Annotated in this window: 16 protein-coding genes; 7 read left to right on the top strand and 9 right to left on the bottom strand. The window is 40.5% G+C overall.

Features of this window, described 5'->3' with window-relative positions; all coding sequences use genetic code 11:
* Positions 1-146: 146 nt before the first annotated feature.
* A complete protein-coding gene (locus tag SporoP8_RS05955; protein ID WP_232319221.1) occupies positions 147-1880 on the bottom strand; it encodes a methyl-accepting chemotaxis protein in 1734 nt (577 codons plus the stop codon).
* A 285-nt stretch (positions 1881-2165) separates the two neighbouring features.
* On the opposite strand from SporoP8_RS05955, the gene SporoP8_RS05950 reads away from it, so the two are divergent.
* Positions 2166-3209, top strand: a complete 1044-nt coding sequence (locus tag SporoP8_RS05950) for a lipid II:glycine glycyltransferase FemX (RefSeq protein WP_085131655.1) — start codon at positions 2166-2168, stop codon at positions 3207-3209.
* A 38-nt stretch (positions 3210-3247) separates the two neighbouring features.
* Positions 3248-4429 (top strand): DEAD/DEAH box helicase, encoded by a 1182-nt coding sequence (locus tag SporoP8_RS05945; RefSeq protein WP_085131654.1) that lies wholly within the window; start codon positions 3248-3250, stop codon positions 4427-4429.
* Between the two features lie 164 nt (positions 4430-4593).
* Here SporoP8_RS05945 and map read toward each other — a convergent pair whose 3' ends face one another.
* From map to SporoP8_RS05930, 3 genes are all read right to left on the bottom strand, one after another.
* Positions 4594-5343 carry a type I methionyl aminopeptidase gene (gene map / locus SporoP8_RS05940; protein WP_085131653.1) on the bottom strand — a complete coding sequence of 250 codons (750 nt, stop codon included), beginning with the start codon at positions 5341-5343 and terminating at the stop codon, positions 4594-4596.
* 93 nt (positions 5344-5436) lie between these two features.
* Entirely contained in the window at positions 5437-5778 is a 342-nt protein-coding gene (locus SporoP8_RS05935) for a magnetosome magnetite crystal formation protein family (protein WP_085131652.1), read from the bottom strand.
* A 101-nt stretch (positions 5779-5879) separates the two neighbouring features.
* Entirely contained in the window at positions 5880-6617 is a 738-nt protein-coding gene (locus SporoP8_RS05930; protein WP_085131651.1) for a hypothetical protein, read from the bottom strand.
* Between the two features lie 231 nt (positions 6618-6848).
* Between SporoP8_RS05930 and SporoP8_RS05925 the strand changes: the two genes are divergently transcribed.
* Positions 6849-7394, top strand: coding sequence for a GNAT family N-acetyltransferase (locus tag SporoP8_RS05925; RefSeq protein ID WP_085131650.1), 546 nt, complete (start codon positions 6849-6851; stop codon positions 7392-7394).
* Positions 7395-8466: 1072 nt separating this feature from the next.
* Here SporoP8_RS05925 and SporoP8_RS05920 read toward each other — a convergent pair.
* The 3 genes from SporoP8_RS05920 to SporoP8_RS05915 all read right to left on the bottom strand — a co-directional run bounded on the left by SporoP8_RS05920 (position 8467) and on the right by SporoP8_RS05915 (position 10635).
* Complete coding sequence (locus tag SporoP8_RS05920; protein WP_085131649.1) at positions 8467-9045, bottom strand: beta-class carbonic anhydrase; 579 nt, start codon at positions 9043-9045, stop codon at positions 8467-8469.
* Between the two features lie 109 nt (positions 9046-9154).
* On the bottom strand, positions 9155-9295 hold the full coding sequence (locus SporoP8_RS16640) for a hypothetical protein (protein ID WP_169535197.1): 141 nt from the start codon (positions 9293-9295) through the stop codon (positions 9155-9157).
* Between the two features lie 107 nt (positions 9296-9402).
* Positions 9403-10635, bottom strand: a complete 1233-nt coding sequence (locus SporoP8_RS05915; RefSeq protein WP_085131648.1) for an aminopeptidase — start codon at positions 10633-10635, stop codon at positions 9403-9405.
* 186 nt (positions 10636-10821) lie between these two features.
* Between SporoP8_RS05915 and motA the strand changes: the two genes are divergently transcribed.
* Together motA and motB are read left to right on the top strand one after the other, a co-directional pair.
* Positions 10822-11631 carry a flagellar motor stator protein MotA gene (gene motA, locus SporoP8_RS05910; RefSeq protein ID WP_085131647.1) on the top strand — a complete coding sequence of 270 codons (810 nt, stop codon included), beginning with the start codon at positions 10822-10824 and terminating at the stop codon, positions 11629-11631.
* Entirely contained in the window at positions 11615-12382 is a 768-nt protein-coding gene (gene motB, locus SporoP8_RS05905; RefSeq protein ID WP_085131646.1) for a flagellar motor protein MotB, read from the top strand. Before motA ends, motB begins: the two co-directional genes overlap by 17 nt.
* A 28-nt stretch (positions 12383-12410) precedes the next feature.
* On the opposite strand, the gene SporoP8_RS05900 is transcribed toward motB, so the two are convergent.
* Both SporoP8_RS05900 and SporoP8_RS05895 read right to left on the bottom strand, forming a co-directional pair.
* A complete protein-coding gene (locus SporoP8_RS05900; RefSeq protein WP_085131645.1) occupies positions 12411-12632 on the bottom strand; it encodes a DUF1128 domain-containing protein in 222 nt (73 codons plus the stop codon).
* A gap of 74 nt (positions 12633-12706) precedes the next feature.
* Positions 12707-14062 (bottom strand): alanine/glycine:cation symporter family protein, encoded by a 1356-nt coding sequence (locus SporoP8_RS05895; protein ID WP_085131644.1) that lies wholly within the window; start codon positions 14060-14062, stop codon positions 12707-12709.
* 222 nt (positions 14063-14284) lie between these two features.
* Here SporoP8_RS05895 and SporoP8_RS05890 point away from each other — a divergent pair, with 222 nt between their 5' ends.
* Both SporoP8_RS05890 and SporoP8_RS05885 read left to right on the top strand, forming a co-directional pair.
* On the top strand, positions 14285-14722 hold the full coding sequence (locus SporoP8_RS05890) for a hypothetical protein (RefSeq protein WP_085131643.1): 438 nt from the start codon (positions 14285-14287) through the stop codon (positions 14720-14722).
* Positions 14723-14757: 35 nt separating this feature from the next.
* On the top strand, positions 14758-15708 hold the full coding sequence (locus SporoP8_RS05885) for a YihY/virulence factor BrkB family protein (RefSeq protein WP_085131642.1): 951 nt from the start codon (positions 14758-14760) through the stop codon (positions 15706-15708).
* Position 15709: the final 1 nt, after the last annotated feature.

The following is a 15709-nucleotide window of genomic DNA, read 5'->3' as shown; positions in this document are numbered from 1 at the left end:
ACAAAACTCAATAAAATGAAAAAACCGTGTAAATCCAAGTTAAAAGCATCTTGGATTCACACGGTTTTAATTTTGTCCTTTTAGTTAATTACGATAGATTTTCTACTTCTGTCCCAGCCTCGTTATATCTTACTTTACTTAAATAATTAGCTAAATCGGTCAACTAGATCGTGCATATTCTCTGCTTCTGTATGAAGGTCAAGGGAAGCGTGCATAATCGTGCTGATTGCAGCTTTTTGTTCATCGATGGATGCATTGACTTGTTCGGTAGCGGCAGCCGATTCAGTTGCGACAGCTGCAATTTGATCTATTGCCTGAACAACATGTTGTCGATTTTCATCCATACTGTTCATATCATTTTCCATAGTCTTCAACAGTGATGTGATGTTGAGAATGGAATCGGATAGTTGTTCGAAAGCATTTTTAGTTTCTATAATCGTGCCTTCTTGATTACTCGTCAAATCTAATGTGTGTTTCATTTGATTTTCGGCAGTTGTCGTATCTTTTCGAATATGCACAAGGAGATCGCGAACTTTCGTAGTTGCCTCATTCGTGTCTTCCGATAAATGGCGGACTTCATTGGCTACTACAGCGAATCCTTTTCCATGTTCTCCTGCGCGAGCGGCTTCGATACTAGCGTTTAATGCCAGTAAGTTCGTTTGCTCAGAGATGGATGAAATCGTTTGGACGATGGTTTGTATTTCATTCATTCTAGATACAAGTTGTGAGAAGTTCCCTTGCAAGTCGTTGATGACAATGTTGAAGTTTTGAGAGTTTTCCTCTAAAGTCTCCGCTTTTTGCATACCTGAACTTTGTAGATCGTTCATGCTGCGCATTTCTGTCACTACGTTTTCATATTGCTCGGATGCTTTAGAAATCAATGTAGATAATTGACTAACTTTTGTAATCGCGATATCTGCTTCTTCGGATTGCAATACTGCACCTGAAGATACTTCAGCAATAGCGCTATGGATTTCGTCAGCCGATGCTGTTGTTTCTTCCGTGATTGCGCTAAGTGTTTCGGAAGATGTTCTCATACGGTCTGAAGAAAGTCTTGTGTGACCGACCATTTCATTCAGATTATTTTTCATTGTATTTACGTTTTCAGCTAAATGGCCGAGCTCATCACGTGAACGGATTGGAATATCTTCGCCTGATAGTTTCCCTTGCGCAATTTCAGCTGTAATGTGACGGATATTCTTAATATATGATGTTAGGCGCCCTGAGAAGATCGAGAATAGTGTAACACCCACGATAATAGAAATAATGATTGAAATTAAGGTATACCATAAAACATTTTTTGCTCCAGCATTAAAATCTACTAGATAAGTCCCTGCCACTATAATCCATCCCCAATTAGGGTCTTGTAGGCTGTATGTGACTTTGGGTGCTTCAACATTCAAGTTACTTGGCAGCGGCCAGTCATACTGTACATAACCACCTCCGCTTTTAGCTTCTGAGATTACTTCACGAATGAAGTAACGGCCATCTTTTGTTTTCGTTTCATAGAGACTTTCTCCTTCTTTCTGTGGATGTACAAGTAAAGTACCTTCCTCATCCACAACGTAAAAGTAGAAGTTCTCCCCATATTTCGCTGGATTGTTTATAGGTCTAGTGCCATCAGTGGCCATAGGTCCCATAATTTTGTCTTTAGCTCGTTCTTGTGCTTTCTCCAAACTTATTGTACCATTCTCTACTTGAACATTCAGTTCATCGATTAAGTCCAGAACAGCATAAGTCCCGTTCTGTAATCCCATTTCCCCAACTTTCTCAAGTTCTTGCTTCGCTACAAAGTAATTGACGATCCCCACAGCTAATAATGGAATAAAAATAACAAGTGCTGCGAGCGCTATTAACTTGTTGCGTACTGAACCTTTCACTATGTAATGCCCCCTTTTGCATTTTGCTATATGAAACCTTTATACCCTTTTATTAGTATAGGCTATTATGATTAATAACGGAATAGCTTGTCTCATTTAATAGTAATTTCCTACTTGTTTTTCAAACTTCATTGTTAAATGACAGGTAACTACTCTTCGATTCTTGACTTGAAAAATACAGTAGGCTACACTTAATAGAGCTGTGGCTGTGCGGTTCTTTAAGATTTTCAAAAGATCAAAACGGAAATTGTACGGAGCTATAGTAATGTAAGGAGTGTTCGAGCAGTGCCGATTTTAGATAAAAGCAATGCAGAAGATGTTAAAAGATATGAAACGTTTATGAGAAATTCTCCCTTTCGTTCAATTACACAAGATCCCAACTGGGCAAATGTTAAAGATGATTGGGGTAATGAGCAAGTATACGTAGAACGAGATGGAGAAATTGTAGCCGCTATGTCCTTATTGATACGGAAGGTACCAGGCGGTTTTTCATTACTATATGCACCACGTGGACCTATTTGTGATTTACATAATCAGAAATTGGTTGAAGAATTAATTCAAGAGGCAGAGGTGCTTGTAAAAAAACATAAAGCCTTTGCATTAAAAATGGATCCAGAACAGCTGTATACAGATGAATTGGACAAGCTTTACCGTGATGCAGGTTACATAGTACGCAACGAAGGCGCGGGCAAAGAAGATTTAATACAGCCTCGTTACAATATGATTGTTAAATTGACCGACGAAGATGAAGATTCGTTAATGCTTAAGTTCCGTAGCAGAACACGAAGTAAAATCCGAAGCTCTGCACGTAAAGGTGTGGAGATTTCTTATTCTCGCAGTGATGAATATTTAAAGAAATTCTTTGAAATCCATGAAGAAATGTCTGTTCGTAATCAAATCTCTATTCGTTCCTATGATTATTTCGTCAAAATGCGAGAAGCATTCGATGATTTACGCATCTATATAGCAAAGCATGAAGACGATTATTTAGCTGGTGCTGTAACAATTAACTATAATGGGAAATTGTATTATTTATACGCTGGCAGTTCCAACACGAAGCGCAATCTTAATCCTAGTTATCTAATGAACTATGAAATGATGAAGTGGGGATTGGAAATCGGAGCGGAACAGTATGATCTTGGTGGGGTATTCGTACTCGATAGTGAGCAAGATGGATTATATAACTTTAAGAACAGTTTTTGTCAGGTAGACGGCGTAACAGAATTTATCGGTGAAATCGATAAAGTATACAAACCGTTCATTTATAACATGTTTGTAAAAGTAGTGCCTAAAATTCAGAAGTTGAAAAAGAAGCTTCAAAAAAAATAACCGGTTGAAGTCCTCAACTACAGAAAAGAGTGAACCGAATGAATTTTTTAGACGAGCTGAATGAATCTTTGCGCACAAAATGGAAATTTAAACAACCTATGCCGATTCAGTCTCAAATGATACCCGAGATGTTGTCTGGTAAAGACATAGTAGCTGAATCACCAACAGGGACAGGGAAAACACTAGCCTATGCGTTACCTGTGATTCAAATGGTCGACGGAAATCTACCGAAGACACAAGCGTTAATTATTACGCCATCACAAGAGCTATCTATGCAGATAGTCAATGTGATACGTGAGTTGGTTGAAGGTACTCCAGTTACAGTAACTCAGCTGATTGGCGGTGCAAATATGCAACGTCAAATCGAAAAGCTAAAGAAAAAACCAACAATCGTAGTCGGTACACCGGGAAGATTAAATGAATTAGTAAGAGAAAGAAAGCTGAAAATGTATGATATTCAATACTTGGTCATTGATGAAGGGGATCAGCTTCTGTCGCGTGAATATCGCGTACTAGTGAAAAGCTTAATTGAAGCAGCAAATCCTGAACGTCAGGTGGCAGTTGTGTCTGCTACAATTACAGATGAAATCGAGCTGGTTGCCAAGCAACTGATGAAAGATCCAATCCGCCTACAAGTCAATGCGGATGAGATTCCAAATAGTGGTGAAGTTATTCATTCCTACGTAAAAGTGGATGAACGCAAAAAGACCGACGTACTTCGAGGGATCTCTGCAATATCAGGGGTGCGCGCACTAACATTCATGAATAACGTAGATCAATTGCGTATGAAAGAACTAAAACTACTTTACACCGATGCACCAATTGCAGTCCTCTACTCGGATATGAAAAAACTCGATCGCCAGAAGACATTAGAAGACTTCAGAAAAGGTACTATTCGTATACTGATTGCAACAGACTTAGCAGCGCGAGGCCTGGATATCGAAGGACTGACACACGTCATCCATGTCGATGTACCACACACAGCTGAGCAATACGTGCACAGATCGGGAAGAACAGGCCGTGCAGGAGCAGACGGTGAAGTCCTGACACTTCTATCTTACACGGAAGAACGCGACTACCGTAAAGTTTCCAAAGGCATCAAAACCGTTCAAAAAGTCTGGTACAACGGACAACTGATCGAAGGAAACTCTAAGACAGTGGAAGAAATGAAAAAAGCGGCACCAAAGAAATCAAAGCCGAAAGTTAAGAAAAAGAAATAATAAAACGTAACTTCCACATGATGATACGCAAAGACTGAAGACAGCCCTTATATTAGGAGGCTGTTCTTCAGTTTTTTTCTTTTAACCAGTATGTCAGTCTTTCAAAATCTTTGTACAAAAAAATGAGTGTGCACGGAAATGCCCGCACACACTCGTTTCTCCTATCAATCAAGCTGAGTCAAAATTATAGGCTGATTCTTCGTCACGACAATCGTATGCTCAATTTGGGCAACCAGTGACTTATCAGGCGTAACAAATGTCCACCCGTCATCCAATTCAATCACCTGCTCAGCCGCCTGTGAAACGAATGGCTCCACTGCCAGCACCATACCATCCTTCAATAACGTTTTATCCCAAGGATCATAATAATTCAGAATATGTTGTGGCTCTTCGTGAAGAGACGTACCAATTCCGTGACCGGTTAAATTTTTAATCACATGTAAGCCGTTATCTTTCGCTTCACGCTCCACAGCTTTACCGATCTGGTTCAAACTAGAACCAGCTTTTACTTTCAATAATGCGCGGTCCAAAGCTGACTTTGCTACGTCGCATAACTTCTGCTTTTGCTCATCAGGTGTACCTGCTACGAATGAAATACCAGTATCTGCAAAATAGCCGCCAGCTGATCCGGAGACATCTATATTCACGAGATCACCATCTTGGATCTCGTAACTTCCTGGAATACCGTGCGCTACATGATGGTTGACACTGATACATGTATAGCCAGGGAAGTCATACTGATCAATAGGAGCAGAAACCGCACCTTTTTCAGCAAACAGACGACCTGCCATATCATCAAGTTCTTTCGTCGTGATGCCAGGTACTGTAGCATCTTTCAACGTTTCACGAATTTCTGCAACAATTTTACCTATTGCCCTTAACCCCTCTAATTCTTCATCATTTTTTACAATCATGTTCACAAGTCCTTTCTTCCGTACAATTTATTCAATTCTACTATATCATACTTTATTGATGTTTTTTTAATGATTAGCTTGTTCTTTCCATCCTTATTTCAAGACTTTTATGCCTTGATATACATTCCAAATCAGGACAATTACAAACAATAAACTATATAAAATAATGAATAACATAGGAATGAATCCCCAGAACATCATATTGCTGTTTGCATTTGTGATGCTGTCGGTATTAAAGGAAAAGATCGAAAAGGACATGATAATGAAACCAGCTATTAGTAATACCATAGGGACGATATGTGAAACGAGTGCTTTTTTTGCATGACGGCGAACTTCGAATTCATCTGCAACGAAATAAATGATGATTGGCAGTAAAAGGGGAGCGAAAAAGACACTGAAATAACTAAGAGAAGACAATAACTTTGAATTTGACATAGCGTAACCTCCACTCTCTAGCATGATAGTCCACACTCTAACCTATACCCCAGTTTACGGTATAATCACGAAAAAAACACGGCTGCCTGATTGGCACCGTGTTATAATTGTTTGGACTTTGAAAAACGCTGACCCATAAATAGTATAAAACCAATTACTGCAGAAAGAAATAAAGCGGCTGTAGAAACAAATAATTCCTCGGTTCCATTTTTTATTGCAATACCGATGAAAGACCAAATAATAATTAAATTAAACATATAGTCATGGTAGTGATACATAAAATGTAGAGCGATTGCTGTAGTCAGAGTTAAGAACAATACTGTCCATAGTGGATCACTCAAACCCCATCCTGTCCAATCGTGGAATTTGAAAGCATAGGTAGAATTCGCGATGACAGCGATAAAGATCCATGCCATATAAGCTGAGATCGGAAGTCGTTCGCGATTCGTTCCCTCTATTTTTGCATAACTGAAATACAACACGAGTAAACAAATTAATAAAGCAATTACGCTCACAATGGCCCAATAATAATAACTATAATGCCATAATAAAAGCCATGCAATATTTAAAAAACAGCTGACCGAGAACGAGATTGCACGTAAATTGGCAACGGATGAAGAGAGTCTAGCTGATGTTTTGGAAAACAAGTATAGCCAACTGACAAGTAGCAGGTCTAACACAATCCAAATTGAAAAAACGTACTCTGCAGGCATGAATAGAACTGGTACCCGATTAGCAATTTCCCAAGTAGTCAGTCCGTTAAGTGGGATTAAATTTGCAGCGATATGAGTTCCAATCATGATGAGTAGCGAAAGTACCATCAAAATAATTCTTAGCATGATAAAATCCTCCTGAACAATAGTATACAGAGATTACGGATCGATGGAGTGGGAAAGTATGAATATTCCTTTACAAATGAGAAAATGTGGCATTCTATTGTCTTGTAACTGGAAAAAAACTATAATAAGAATTAATGAATTCAGGTAACTTGTACTGAATCTCCATTTCATTCGCACCGATTAGATAAAGTAGAAGGTAAGAACAGAATGCTTCGAAAAGGATGAGGACAAATGATTTTACTCGAAGGGGAGCAGTGCTACCTACGAATACTCACGGAAGATGATGCGTATCAATTCACCCAGCTACTTATCGCCAATAAGGAATACTGGACAGAATTTGAACCAAAACACGATAATACGTATTACACAGTAGCAATGCAACGGGATAAAATTCGAGAATCACTTTATCAAATGCGTGATCGACGAGAGTACAATTTCGGAATTTTTGATTCGGAAACTAGTATGATTATTGGCCAAATTTCATTGTATAGTATTAAACGGTTGCCGTTTTCCAGTGGTTTTGTGGGGTATTCCATTGATCAGCGGCAAGCAGGAAGAGGCATTGGGACTGAAGCAGTCTCACTCATTAATCAATTTGCGTTTGAAAAAGCGAATTTGCATAGGATAGAAGCCTATGTATCTCCTCGTAATGTAGGTTCGGTCAAAGTATTGGAAAAAGCGAAATACCAGCGTGAGGGGTTGTTGCGTCAATTACTGTTTATTAATGGTATATGGGAAGATCACTATATGTATGCCATTGTGGAAGCGGATTATTGAAAGGGTAAGACCTTTTTGGAAAAGTGGATAACTATATGGAAAAGCCGGCTCTTCGAATAGAAGATGCTGGTTTTTCTTGATGTCTGAGGTGGAGCAACAGCGCGAACGCGTTTCCGCTCATAGTTTCGTGTAGGTGCTCATAGTTCATGCCGGATCGCTCTATCCCGCTGGCTAACCGCTCTATATTGCGTTGGATTCGCTCATACATTTGGCCTGAGCGCTCAAAGTCACCCTACAACCGCTCATAGCCCCACCACGCCACACGTCATTCTGAGGTGGAGTAACAGCGCGAACGCGTTTCCGCTCATAGTTTCGTGTAGGTGCTCATAGTTCATGCCTGCCCGCTCTATCCCGCTGGCTAACCGCTCTATATTGCGTTGGATTCGCTCATACATTTGGCCTGAGCGCTCAAAGTCTCCCTACAACCGCTCATAGCCCCCCACCACGCCACACGTCATTCTGAGGTGGAGCAACAGCGCGAACGCGTTTCCCGCTCATAGTTTCGTGTAGGTGCTCATAATTCATGCCCGCTCTATCCCGCTGGCTAACCGCTCTATATTGCGTTGGATTCGCTCATACATTTGGCCTGAGCGCTCAAAGTCGCCCTACAACCGCTCATAGCCCCCCACCACGCCACACGTCATTCTAAGGTGGAGCAACAGCGCGAACGCGTTTCCGCTCATAGTTTCGTGTAGGCGCTCATAGTTCATGCCGGATCGCTCTATCCCGCTGGCTAACCGCTCTATATTGCGTTGGATTCGCTCATACATTTGGCCTGAGCGCTCAAAGTCGCCCTACAACCGCTCATAGCCCCACCACGCCACACGTCATTCTAAGGTGGAGCAACAGCGCGAACGCGTTTCCGCTCATAGTTTCGTGTAGGCGCTCATAGTTCATGCCGGATCGCTCTATCCCGCTGGCTAACCGCTCTATATTGCGTTGGATTCGCTCATACATTTGGCCTGAGCGCTCAAAGTCGCCCTACAACCGCTCATAGCCCCACTACGCCACACGTCATAAAAACACAAAAACCGGCCTCATAACAAAGAGGCCGGTTTTTTATCTAATTATTTTACTGAGATAACTCTTGTGCATTGTAACCATCTTCAATAATGTCCAGCTTGCCGTTAGCAGGGTCGATTACAAGACCATGAACATTTACGTCGGTTGGGATGAGAGGGTGGTTGCGGATCGCGTCCACACTCTTTTTCACGCTCTCTGTCACATCGCTGAAACCGTGCAACCATTTTTCCATATCGATACCGGAATACTTCAATGTTTTGAACATGTTCGGATCAACACCGCGCTCAATCATGTTTCCTATAATGTGATCCGTGTTGATCGAGCTCATGCCGCAATCATGATGCCCGATCACGTATATTTCATCTGCTTGTAATTCATAAACGGCAACTAATATACTTCGCATCAAACCGCCAAAAGGAGATGTGATAATAGCGCCAGCACTTTTAATGATTTTAGCATCGCCATTTTTTAAATTCATTGCTTTAGGAAGAAGCTCGATTAATCTTGTATCCATACACGTGAGGATGACAATCCGTTTATTCGGAAATTTCGTAGTGGAAAACTCTTCGTACTTTTTTTCTTCAACGAACGATTTGTTATAAATCATAATTTCGGATAATGATGTCATGGTTATAATCTCCTTCGCACTGTTTATAGTATGTAAAAGAAAAGAGTTGCCTTTGTCAGGCAACTCTAATCATGTAATCCATATCCATTGAGACTGGAATAGAAGCAAATTAGTTTCTGCCTTCTGGTTTCGGATCAATAGTAATGGAGTCGTTTGAATCCATTGATCCAGATAAGAAGTGCATCGTAAACAAGGATGCAAGTCCAAGAACAACCATGTAACCGATAACTGTTGTATACATTAAAGCCATTTGAAAGCCCCTCTTTCTGAAATGTATTATGATCTCTTATCCATTATACACGATTTTCAAGAAAATATTAAGAGCTATTGTAAACTTCGAATGAAAAGTGACGGATTTTAGAATGCCCAATTGCCATTACGGAAGACAGGCTCTACTGTTCCATCTTCAAGTATTCCATCAATATCCATCTTTTCAGATCCAATCATGAAATCGACGTGTGTCAAGCTTTGGTTTAATCCATTAGCTTGTAGTTGTTCGGAATCCATTTCTTTTCCACCATCTAGACAAAATGCGTAAGCACTCCCGATTGCCAAGTGATTTGAGGCATTTTCATCAAATAAAGTATTGTAGAATAAAACATTTGAATTGGAAATAGGTGAGTCATGCGGTACCAGTGCTACTTCACCAAGGAATTGGGAGCCTTCGTCGGTATCGACCAGTTGTTTCAGGATTTCTTCACCTTGATCAGCTGAAACGTTTGTGATTTTGCCGTCTTTAAATTGAATCGTGAAGCCCTCAATGATTGTTCCCGCATAGCTAAGTGGTTTAGTGCTGGTAACAGAGCCATTCACTCCAGTTTTTAACGGTGCTGTAAAGACTTCTTCGGTTGGCATATTCGCCATGAACTCATGCCCAGCTTGATTGACACTACCAGCTCCACACCATAAGTGCTTTTCCGGTAATTCTATTGTTAAGTCGGTGCCTGGAGCTGTATAATGAAGTTTACGGTAATGTTTACCATTCAAATAATCTACTTTTTCATGCAAATTTTCATTGTGCTTATTCCATGCTTGCACTGGATCTGGCTGATCAGCTCTTACAGCACGTAAAATAGCATTCCATAGAGCAGGTACTTGTTCTTCCGTAGGTAATTCAGGAAAAACTTTAGCTGCCCATGCAGTCGAAGGTGCAGCGATTACTGTCCAGCTAAATTTATCTGCCTGCATAGCTTGACGGAACTGGCTAAGAGCAGTGCTGGAGGCTTTCTGATTATCGCGTATTCTGCTAGATTCAATGCCGTTTAATAAGTCTGGGTCTTGCGATACGATGGACATGAAAGCAGCGCCTTTTTCAGCTAGCTGTTCACGTTCCATTTGTTTCCACGCAGGGAACTCAGAAAACGAATCCGCTGGTGCTTTTTCATAACGCAGACGTGTGACGATATCGTCGACCCAGTCTACGAATACTTGTCGTGCTCCTGCTTCATAAGCTTTTTCAACGATCAATCGAACAAATGAAGTAATTTCAGTAGAAGCGCTGATGAACAGATATTGATCTTGTTGAATATTTACACCTACCTTTACGGCTAAGTCGGCATAATTGGAAAGTTGGTCTTGAAATTGATTCATCATGACATCTCCTTTTTACGTATTGTGATAATTCTAACAAGTGAAGATCACAGTTCGCAACGATAAAGCAATCGAGATAGGATGAAATACTCTTAACTCCCTAAACAATAGTCGACGGTTTTCCCTAAACAACGTCATAAAATAACCGAAATAATAAGAAGAATGTAGTATTTGGAGGCTTTATATATGGATTTATCCACAATTGTAGGTTTAGTGTTAGGATTTGCAGCTCTCCTTATTGGGATGACGCTCAAAGGGGTAACGCCCGATGCGTTACTTAACCCGGCCGCTATCCTAATCATCATTGCAGGAACGATTGGTGCTGTTGTCATCGCATTTCCGCTAAATGAATTAAAGAAGGTACCTAAATTATTTAAAATTATTTTTACTCAGCAAAAGCTTGCGTCAGATGCAGAATTAATTCGTCTATTTTCTTCTTGGGCTGATATTGCGCGTAGAGAAGGATTACTTGCCTTGGAAGCAAAAACAGATGAAATTGATGATCCGTTTTTGAAAAATGGCTTGAGTTTGGCCATTGACGGTCAGAATGCCGATTATATTCGGGATGTATTAAGTGAAGAAGTTGAGGCGATGGAGGAACGTCACTCAGTTGGTGCACTCATTTTCTCTCAAGCCGGTACATATGCCCCTACACTAGGGGTTCTCGGAGCTGTTGTGGGATTGATTGCCGCACTAAAAGATATGAACAATATCGATGCGTTAGGACATGCGATTTCTGCTGCATTTATTGCGACATTGCTTGGGATTTTTACAGGATATGTTTTATGGCATCCGTTCTCTAATAAACTGGTGCGCAAGTCAAAAGAAGAAGTCCGCCAGAGGACAATGGTAATTGAAGGAATTCTTTCCGTATTGGAAGGGGAAGCGCCGCGTGTCATCGAACAGAAATTGGCATCTTATCTATCTGTAGAGGACCGGAAAAAGCTAGCTATGGATGGTGGCGAAGGAGCTGGTAAAGTTGGCGAAGAAGCGTAAGAAAAAGAAGCGCGAAATAGAACATATTAACGAATCTTGGCTATTACCTTACTCTGATCTATTGACATTATTACTAGCATTATTCATCGTGCTATTTGCTACGAGTTCGGTAGATGAGGGAAGATTTGCAGAAGTCTCTAAAGTATTCAGTGAAATATTTGAAAGTGGTAGTGGAATCATGAATGAGAGTGCGCCGACCACTACCCCTGTTCCAGACGACTCGGTAGGGGAGTTAGATGAAAACTCCTCCTATATGGAAGATCAGCAATCTTTGGGAGAAACGCAAGATGATTTGGACGAGTATATTGCCGTGAATGAACTAGAGAATCAGTTTGATACTAAAATGACGAATGAAGGCTTATTGCTCACGATTCGTGACAGCGTGCTGTTTAAATCAGGGAAGTCAACAATCAATCCTGAGTATAAAAGGTTGGCTAATGATATTTCTCGACTGCTGACACTTGATAGACCACGTCAGGTGGTCATCACGGGTCATACAGACGACATTCCCATCAATAACGCTCAATATTCATCCAACTGGGAATTAAGTGTTATGCGGGCTGTTGAGTTTTTGAAAATCATCGTCCAAGACAATGAAGTTGATCCGAATCTATTTAGCGCGAAAGGATACGGAGAATATAAGCCAATTGTTCCAAATGATACGGTAGAAAATCGCAGCAAAAACCGTAGAGTGGAAGTGCTCATTCAGCCACTTGTATTAAAAGATGGTACACCCGTCACAGCGCAATAAAAAAGCGACTCCAAGTGGAGTCGCTTTTTTATTTGCGCATAGAACCGAGTTCTGAGGCAATTGCTTGCATTTCATTTGGCGTAATGTTTTCACGTTTCATGACCATTTCGTACATATAGTACAAATCATCATACTGTTCTGTACTGAAGTTTTCGGGTTTCATCGCATCGACATTTACCATGCGTAGTTTTTCTTTAATCTTTTCAATCATGTATGAGACATTCTCAGGTGATTTTGTAGACAAATCCATATGCGTACCGCCTTTCCTCTAATGAAAACTATCATTTCATGAAAGTAGTAAGCTGTCAACTGAACTACGAAGTGTTATTTGCGAGCTTCTTCACGTTCTTCGTCAATTCTCTTCTTAAAACGTCTTGTCTCCATAATGACAACACCGGACAAACCGAGCAATCCAATTAAGTTTGGAATCGCCATTAAGCCATTCAGTACATCCGCTAAAATCCATACCAGGTCAAGTGATGCAGTCGCGCCTACAAAAATGAATGCTACGAATATTATTCGATAGGCAAGAACAGCAGCGCGGTTAGGGAAGAGATATTGGAAACATTTTTCTCCATAATAACTCCAACCTAAAATGGTGGATGTAGCAAAGAACACAAGTCCAATTGATACTAAAATCGGCCCAATACCACCAAGGAAAGAGCCAAACGCTTCTGCTGTCAAAGAACCAGCATCAATTGATTTATCTTGCCACTTATTACTCATAACAATTGTGACACCCGTAATCGAACAGATGATTAACGTATCGAATAATACTTGCGTCATCGAAACGAGTGCCTGACGTCCAGGCATATCTGTACGTGCAGCAGCAGCTGCAATTGGAGCTGAACCGAGACCTGCTTCGTTAGAGAAGAGACCGCGTGCGACACCGAATCGTATTACTGTACCGATTGCCCCACCGGCAACAGCCTGGCCTGTGAATGCATCTGTGAAAATCAAACCGAATGCTGCTGGAACTTGTTCAATGTTCAATACCATAACGATTGCACCAGCAAAGAAATAGAATAATGCCATAATCGGTACGAAAAAAGCAGTTACTCGGCCGATTGATTTGATACCACCTAGAATTACAAGTGCACCGAATAATACCAATGCAATTCCTGTAATATAATGGGGCACTTCAAATGTGCTTTTCATTACGTCTGCTACAGCTTTAGCTTGTGTTCCGTTACCGATTCCGAACGCAGCCAGTGCGCCGAATAACGCAAATAGTACGCCTAGCCATTTTTGCTTCAGACCATGTTCAAGATAGTACATCGGTCCACCAGCCATTAAACCGTTTGAATCTTTGACACGGTACTTAACAGCCAAGATGGCCTCACTGTATTTTGTTGCCATACCGAAGAATCCAGCCAGCCACATCCAGAAAATCGCACCTGGCCCACCTGCAACAACAGCAGATGCAACTCCGACGATATTACCGACACCCACAGTCGCGGCCATCGCGGTCATGAGAGCCTGAAACTGTGAAATGTCTCCATCTGCTTTTTTATCATGCTTCCGTGAAAAAACTTGCTTCAGTGAATAGGGCAGTAATCTTAATTGAATGAATGTTAAACGTAATGTTAAATAAATTCCGGTACCAATTAATAAGATGAGCAACGGCGGTCCCCATATTAAATCGGACGCAGTTGTCAAGAAATTCTCGATCTTCTCCATTTCATCCCCCCAATTTCTCTGTGATGTTTGTATCCGTTCCCAAGATTACGAGAACCAACTCCTTTCAGTGAATTCTGTTATTAACATGTTATTGTTAATAATCTAAAAAATAGAACGATTCGTCAAGCCTTTTTTGAATAAACTTTTACAAAGATTGTTTGGTAAGTTGCAATAGGGGTATAATGAAGTGAAACGTAAACGTGTATAAGGAGGCGAAGTTGTATGAGTTCTAGTAAATTTGGAAGATATGTATTAGGCGGGGCACTACTTGGAGCAGCCGCGAGTATGCTGGATCGGGCAACTAGACAGCACACGATCACTACAGCAAGATCATCTTATGAAAAAGTATTATATTACAAAGAAAATCCGGATATTGTAAAAAATGAGTTCCAACAGAAAAAAGAAAAAGTTCAAACTCTTGTTGATCAAGTGAAAGGTGATGTAAATTACATCAAATCACAGGTCGATGAAATTAAGACGTTGACTCCACAAGTAAAAGAAATGTTTGCGGATACAAAAGAAGCAATCTCTGATTCCAAATCAGAGTATGAGCAAATCATCGTGGATGATTCCACAGCCGCATCTTCTGTCTCAACGGAAGATGCATCGTTGCCTCCGATGATCCAAAAAAAAAACATGATACCACTAGAGAAAAAATAACGGTAGAATCAGTAAATGAAAGGGGGACACATCAGTTGAATAGACAAAAAAGTGCCCCTTCTTCAGATGCTGAAAACCAAGGTGGGTCTCAAACTGAAAAAGTAAAAGAATTTATCAAAGATATAAAAGACGGAGAAGAAGAGGATTTCGATCCGACAACTACGAGCGGATTTTTCAAACAATTGATTATCCGAGTGAAAGAATTGGATATTTCAGCAACTGGTTCGCAGTTAGCCTTCTTTTTCCTATTGTCATTATTTCCTCTACTAATCTTTCTTTTTACATTACTGCCTTACTTGCAGTTAGACCAAAGCCAAATCTTTTTATTTATCCGCGAGTATGCGCCGGAAAGTACAGCTTCTCTAATTGAAGGAACACTTTCTGAAGTACTGGATAATAAAAGTGGGGGATTACTATCAGTCGGTATTCTGGCTACAATCTGGTCCGCGTCTAAAGGTATGAGTGCAGTAACGAAAGGTTTGAATGAAGCATATGAAGTTGAAGATGATCGAAACTTTTTCGTTTCAAAAGGATTGTCAATTGCGTTTACTATTATGTTAGTTATGACTGTAATCATCGCGCTAGTGCTACCGATATTTGGTCAACCAATTGGGAATTTGATCTTCACATTCTTAGGATTGGAAGAGACGTTCTTGACCGTATGGAATTTGATACGATTCCTCATTCCACCATTCCTGATCTTTGCAGTATTCTCTTTATTATATTGGCTAGTTCCAAGTGTAAAGTTGCATTTTAAAGGAGTACTTCCAGGTGCTATTTTTGCAACAATAGGATGGATTATTACGTCACTAGGATTCTCGTTCTATATTAGCAATTTTGGAAGCTATGCGAATACGTATGGTAGTATCGCTGGTATTATCGTATTAATCATGTGGTTATATCTATCAGCTATCATTTTGTTACTTGGAGGTACAATCAACTCCGTCGTAAAAAACCGTCAAGAACGTAAAGAACAAACTATATAAA

The organism is Sporosarcina ureae, from assembly GCF_002101375.1.
GTDB lineage: Bacteria > Bacillota > Bacilli > Bacillales_A > Planococcaceae > Sporosarcina > Sporosarcina ureae_B.
This window is presented reverse-complemented; position numbering and strand designations above follow the sequence as displayed.

What these genes read in the sequence shown, in the direction of transcription:
- motA (WP_085131647.1), top strand. Translation starts at nt 10,822, where the DNA reads ATGGATTTATCCACAATTGTAGGTTTAGTGTTAGGATTTGCAGCTCTC.
- SporoP8_RS05925 (WP_085131650.1), top strand. Translation starts at nt 6,849, where the DNA reads ATGATTTTACTCGAAGGGGAGCAGTGCTACCTACGAATACTCACGGAA.
- SporoP8_RS05895 (WP_085131644.1), bottom strand. Translation starts at nt 14,062, where the DNA reads ATGGAGAAGATCGAGAATTTCTTGACAACTGCGTCCGATTTAATATGG.
- SporoP8_RS05900 (WP_085131645.1), bottom strand. Translation starts at nt 12,632, where the DNA reads ATGGATTTGTCTACAAAATCACCTGAGAATGTCTCATACATGATTGAA.
- SporoP8_RS05915 (WP_085131648.1), bottom strand. Translation starts at nt 10,635, where the DNA reads ATGAATCAATTTCAAGACCAACTTTCCAATTATGCCGACTTAGCCGTA.
- SporoP8_RS05935 (WP_085131652.1), bottom strand. Translation starts at nt 5,778, where the DNA reads ATGTCAAATTCAAAGTTATTGTCTTCTCTTAGTTATTTCAGTGTCTTT.
- map (WP_085131653.1), bottom strand. Translation starts at nt 5,343, where the DNA reads ATGATTGTAAAAAATGATGAAGAATTAGAGGGGTTAAGGGCAATAGGT.
- SporoP8_RS05930 (WP_085131651.1), bottom strand. Translation starts at nt 6,617, where the DNA reads ATGCTAAGAATTATTTTGATGGTACTTTCGCTACTCATCATGATTGGA.
- SporoP8_RS05945 (WP_085131654.1), top strand. Translation starts at nt 3,248, where the DNA reads ATGAATTTTTTAGACGAGCTGAATGAATCTTTGCGCACAAAATGGAAA.
- SporoP8_RS16640 (WP_169535197.1), bottom strand. Translation starts at nt 9,295, where the DNA reads ATGGCTTTAATGTATACAACAGTTATCGGTTACATGGTTGTTCTTGGA.
- SporoP8_RS05890 (WP_085131643.1), top strand. Translation starts at nt 14,285, where the DNA reads ATGAGTTCTAGTAAATTTGGAAGATATGTATTAGGCGGGGCACTACTT.
- SporoP8_RS05920 (WP_085131649.1), bottom strand. Translation starts at nt 9,045, where the DNA reads ATGACATCATTATCCGAAATTATGATTTATAACAAATCGTTCGTTGAA.